At 65.3% G+C, this 5,661-nt stretch carries 3 protein-coding genes; 2 read left to right on the top strand and 1 reads right to left on the bottom strand.

The genetic code is table 11. The features are described 5' to 3' along the window. Positions 1-53 precede the first annotated feature (53 nt). Positions 54-1,997 (bottom strand): acetate--CoA ligase, encoded by a 1,944-nt coding sequence (gene acs, locus QMX81_RS20320; protein WP_282264222.1) that lies wholly within the window; start codon positions 1,995-1,997, stop codon positions 54-56. Between the two features lie 382 nt (positions 1,998-2,379). On the opposite strand from acs, the gene QMX81_RS20315 reads away from it, so the two are divergent. Then, on the top strand, positions 2,380-3,807 hold the full coding sequence (locus tag QMX81_RS20315) for a DcaP family trimeric outer membrane transporter (RefSeq protein ID WP_282264220.1): 1,428 nt from the start codon (positions 2,380-2,382) through the stop codon (positions 3,805-3,807). Between the two features lie 66 nt (positions 3,808-3,873). Continuing rightward, positions 3,874-5,529, top strand: a complete 1,656-nt coding sequence (locus QMX81_RS20310) for an MFS transporter (protein WP_121040972.1) — start codon at positions 3,874-3,876, stop codon at positions 5,527-5,529. The last annotated feature ends 132 nt before the right edge of the window (positions 5,530-5,661 follow it).

Below are 5,661 nucleotides of genomic sequence, written 5' to 3'. Positions count from 1 at the left end.
CGGTCCGCTTGCGGACCGTGGGAGCGACAGCGCGAATGCGATGGGGCGACCCCTCACTTCACCTTGCGTTCTTCCACCAGCGAGGCCACGACCGACGGATCGGCCAAGGTCGAGGTATCGCCAAGCTGGTCCGGTGCGTTCTCGGCGATCTTGCGCAGGATGCGGCGCATGATCTTGCCCGAGCGCGTCTTGGGCAGGCCGGGCGCCCACTGCAGATGGTCGGGCGCGGCGATCGGACCGATCTCCTTGCGCACCCAGGCCACCAGCTCCTTGTGCAGTTCATCGCTCGGCGTCTCGTCGGCAATCAGCGTCACGTAGGCATAGATGCCCTGGCCCTTGATGTCGTGAGGGAAGCCGACCACGGCCGCTTCGGCCACCTTGGGGTGCGAGACCAGCGCGCTTTCCACCTCGGCGGTACCGATGCGGTGCCCGGAGACGTTGATCACATCGTCCACGCGGCCGGTGATCCAGTAGTAGCCATCCTCGTCACGACGGCAACCATCACCGGTGAAATAGCTGCCCGGGTAGGTGCGGAAATAGGTGTCGATGAAACGCTGATGGTCGCCGTACACGGTGCGCATCTGGCCCGGCCACGAATCGCGGATGATCAGGTTTCCTTCGGTCGCGCCTTCCTGGATCTCGCCATCGGCATTGACCAGCGCCGGCTGCACGCCGAAGAAGGGCAGGGTGGCCGAGCCCGGCTTGAGATCGACCGCGCCGGCCAGCGGCGAGATAAGGATGCCGCCGGTTTCGGTCTGCCACCAGGTATCCACGATCGGGCAGCGGCTGTCGCCGACCACTTCGTAGTACCAGCGCCAGGCTTCCGGATTGATCGGCTCACCGACGCTGCCAAGCAGGCGCAGCGAGCTGCGCGAGGTGCGCTTGACCGGTGCATCGCCTTCGCGCATCAACGCGCGGATGGCGGTGGGGGCGGTATAGAAGATGGTGACCTGGTGCTTGTCGATCACCTCCCAGAAGCGCGAGGTGTTCGGGAAGTTCGGCACGCCTTCGAACATCACCGAGGTCGCGCCATTGGCCAGCGGCCCGTACACGATGTAGCTGTGGCCGGTGACCCAGCCGACATCGGCGGTGCACCAGTAGATGTCGTCCTCGCGCAGGTCGAACACCGCTTCGTGGGTGTAGGCCGCATACAGCAGATAGCCGCCGGTGGTGTGCAGCACACCCTTGGGCTTGCCGGTGGAACCGGAGGTATACAGGATGAACAGCGGATCCTCGGCATTCATGCGCTCGGGCTCGCACTGCGTCGGCTGCGGGTCCACCACATCGTGGAACCAGCGGTCGCGCGGGGCCTGCATGTCCACCGCGCCGCCGGTGTGGCGGACCACCAGCACCGTTTCCACGGTGGTGGTGCCCGGCAGCTTCAGCGCCGCATCGACGTTGGCCTTGAGCGGAATCTTCTTGCCCCCGCGCAGCCCTTCATCGGCGGTGATGATCAGCTTGCTGCCGCAGTCGATCACGCGGTCGGCGATCGAGTTCGGGGCGAAACCGCCGAACACCACCGAGTGGATCGCACCGATACGCGCGCAGGCCAGCATGGCCACGGCGGCGTCGACGATCATCGGCAGGTAGATGGTGACCCGGTCGCCCTTCTTGACGCCGAGGTTGCGCAGCGCATTGCCGAGGCGGCAGGTGCGCTCATACAGCTCGCGGTAGGTGACGCCCTGGGCCGGCGCATCGGGGCTGTCCGGTTCGAACAGCAGGGCGATCTTGTCGCCGCGTTTGTCGAGCTGGCGGTCCAGGCAGTTGACGCTGGCATTGAGCTCACCGTCTTCGAACCACTTGATGCGGAAGTCGTCGAGCTGGTAGCTGACATTCTTGATGCGGGTCGGTTTCTTGAACCAGTCCAGGCGCTCGGCGGCCTTGCCCCAGAAGGCATCCGGATGCTCCACCGATTCACGGTAGAGCTGCTGGTACGTGTTCTTGTCGATCCGCGATGCCGCGGCGAACGCGGCGTCGACGGGGTAAAGATCAGCCATGGCACCCTCACTTGCACGTTGACTTGGGTTGTGCGGTCGCAGCATAAGCGGCGACCTCTCCCCCTCAGTTTGCCGCATCCACCTGCCTGCGCGGTGTCGAGGTGGTTAGACCATGGTCGAACGCCGACCCGCCCGATATGACATGGCAGCCAACCCCGGTAGCTCACGACCGTTGGTCGTGAGGCAAGGCGTACCGACCAACGGTCGGTACCTGCGCGGTGCCTGCAGCACCTGCCGGTCGCCTGCCGGCGCCCGGGTCGTACTCGCCGCGTGGGGCGAGTACGACTAATGGCCAATAGCTTCGGTGCGTCAACGCGCCGCACCCTCGGCTCGACCGTGCCCCATGCGCGGCATCACCTTGCCACCCGGGAGAGAGGGCAACATGAGCCACCGTTTGCTGAGGACGACACGCCGGCCGTTGGCCGCCGCCATGTTCGTCGCACTGATCGCGCCAGGCATGGCGTTCGCCGAAACCGCAAAAGAAAGAGCGCTGGAAGCCCGCGTCGTCGAGCTGGAGCGCCAGGTCCAGCTGCTGCTGAACAACCAGCAGCAACAGCAGGTCCAGATCAGCCAGGCCCAGACCGATGTCACCGCGGTGCGCACCGTGCAGGCGCAGCAACCGGTGGCGGCCACGGTGCCGGCCGGCAAGCAGCCGATCCAGGTCACCACCATCACCCCGGGCGCCGCGCCGGGTACCACGGTCAAGATCGGCGGCTTCATCAAGGCCGATTTCCTCGCCACCCAGACCGGCGACGGTCAGCTGGCCGACGATGCCACCGGCCGCGCGCTGTATCTGCCGGGCCAGACCCCGGTGGCCGGTGCCGGCGGCAGCGGCAAGCGCTCGGACGTGGATTACAACGCCCACGCCAAGTTCTCGCGCTTCAATCTTGGCATCGACAATGTCAGCGAGGCCGGCAACAAGTCCGGTGCGTTCTTCGAGATGGACTTCTTCGGCAACTCGTTGGGCAACCAGACCGCGACCAATACCTACGGTGCGACCCTGCGTCACGCCTACATGTACTGGAACAACTGGATGGCCGGCCAGACCTGGTCGAACTTCATGGACGCCGCGTCGTTGCCGGAAGCGGCGGACTTCGTCGGCCCGACCGATGGCGTGATCTTCGTGCGCCAGGCACAGATCCGCTACACCCAGGGCGGCTTCAGCGTCGCGCTGGAAAACCCGGAAACCACGCTGCTCACCGGCACCCGCAACCCGGTCACCGGCGCGTGGACCAATGTAGCCAGCAACTCCGACCGCGGCGCGCTGCCGGATCTGACCCTGCGTTATGGCTGGAAGGGTGACTGGGGCACCTTCGGTGTCGGCGGCGTGGTCCGTCAGCTGAAGGTCGACAACCAGACCACCGGTGCCGATGCGGACAAGATCGCCGGCGGCCTCACCCTGGGCGGCAAATGGGTGATGGGCCCGACCGATACGCTGCATTACCAGGTCACCGGTGGCGAAGGCATCGCACGTTACATCGGCCTGGGTGTCACCGCCGATACCGCGTATGACATCGCCCGCGACGAACTCAACCCGACCGGCGTGCTGGCCGGCTATGTGGGCTGGCGCCACGCCTTCACCCCGAAGTTGCGCACCAACCTGATCTACGCGCGCAGCGATTACGACAACGACGGCAGCCTCGGCCCGCTGGTCACCAAGAGCGTGCAGAGCATCCGCGGCAACGTGTTCTACACGCCGATGCCCAAGGTCGATGTCGGCGCCGAGCTGATGTATGGGGTGCGCGAGATCGAGGATGGCCGCAAGGGCGATATCAGCCGCCTGCAGTTCACGACGAAATACAGCTTCTAAAACAAAAAACGCGTGCCGGCGTACAGCCGGCACACCACAACGATTGCTTCGGAGGGGAAGCGTCTTATGTCCACCACACCCGCACCAACGAAAGCCCAACTTACCCAGGGACACAAGAAGGTCATCTTCGCGTCCAGCCTGGGTACCGTCTTCGAGTGGTACGACTTCTTCCTGTACGGCTCGCTCGCCGCGATCATCGCCAAGCAGTTCTTCAGCGGCGTCAATGAAACCACGGGCATGATTTTCGCCCTGCTGGCGTTCGCGGCCGGCTTCTTCGTGCGCCCGTTCGGTGCGGCCTTCTTCGGCAGCCTCGGCGACCGCATCGGCCGCAAGTACACCTTCCTGGTCACGATCCTGATCATGGGCATCTCGACCTTCCTGGTCGGCGTGCTGCCCAACTACGCCTCGATCGGTTTCGCCGCCCCGGTGATCCTGATCATTCTGCGTCTGGCCCAGGGCCTGGCGATGGGTGGCGAATACGGTGGTGCCGCGACCTATGTCGCCGAGCACGCGCCGGCCGACAAGCGTGGCCTGTACACCAGCTTCATCCAGTGCACCGCGACGCTCGGCCTGTTCATGTCGCTGCTGATCATCCTGGCCTGCCGCTACTTCCTGGGCAATGAAGCGTTCGAAGCCTGGGGCTGGCGTATTCCGTTCCTGGTCTCGATCGTGCTGCTGGGCATCTCGGTGTGGATCCGCCTGCAGCTGAGCGAATCCCCGCTGTTCCAGCAGATGAAGGCCGAAGGCAAGGGCTCCAAGACCCCGTTCCGCGACAGCCTCAAGGACGGCAACCTCAAGCTGATGCTGCTGGTCCTGCTCGGTGCCGCAGCCGGCCAGGCCGTGGTGTGGTACGGCGGCCAGTTCTACGCGCTGTTCTTCCTGAGCAGCATGCTCAAGGTCGACCCCACCACCTCCTACCTGCTGATCGCCGCAGCGCTGGCGCTGGGCGTGCCGTTCTTCATCTTCTTCGGCTGGCTGTCCGACCGTATCGGCCGCAAGAAGATCATCCTGGCCGGCTGTCTGCTGGCTGCCATCACCTACATCCCGATCTTCAAGGGCCTGACCCACTTCGCCAACCCGGCCATCGAAGAAGCCCGCACCAACTCGCCGGCGCTGGTCAATGCCGATCCGAACACCTGCTCGTTCCAGTTCGATCCGGTCGGCCTGCGCAAGTTCACCAGCTCCTGCGACGTGGCCACCGCGGCCCTGACCAAGGCCGGTGTGCCGTATGAAGTGAAGCCGGCACCGGCCGGTACGCTGGCGACGGTCAACGTCGGGACCACCGCCGTGACCTCCTACGAGGCCGCAGGCCTGACCAAGGAAGAACTCAAGGCCAAGGGCGATGCCTTCGGCGGAGAGCTCAAGGGTGCGTTGGGTGCCGCCGGTTACCCGGCCAAGGCTGACAACGCGCGCATCAACATCCCCGGCACGATCTTCATGCTGTGGCTGCTGGTGCTGTACGTGACCATGGTCTACGGCCCGATCGCCGCCTACCTGGTCGAGCTGTTCCCGACGCGTATCCGCTACACCTCGATGTCGCTGCCGTACCACATCGGCAACGGCTGGTTCGGTGGCTTCCTGCCAGCGATTTCCTTCGCGCTGGTGGCCGGTACCGGCAACCTCTACTACGGCCTGTGGTACCCGATCATCATCGCGTTGATGACGGTCGTGGTCGGTGGCCTGTTCCTGCATGAAACCAAGGATGTGGATATCACCAAGTAACGGTGATCCACATGGCAAGACGAAGGGGCCGCGATGCAGATCGCGGCCCCTTCTGTGTCCGGGGTAGTGGGGGGGGGGGGGGGGCGGGCCCCCGGCGCGCCCGGGAAGCGGGGGGGGGTGGCGCCCGCCCGC

The organism is Stenotrophomonas sp. PS02301, from assembly GCF_029959485.1.
In the GTDB taxonomy this organism is placed as follows: Bacteria; Pseudomonadota; Gammaproteobacteria; order Xanthomonadales; family Xanthomonadaceae; genus Stenotrophomonas; species Stenotrophomonas maltophilia_Z.
The sequence above is the reverse complement of the archived record's forward strand: the minus strand, read 5'-3'. Positions and strand labels throughout refer to the sequence as shown.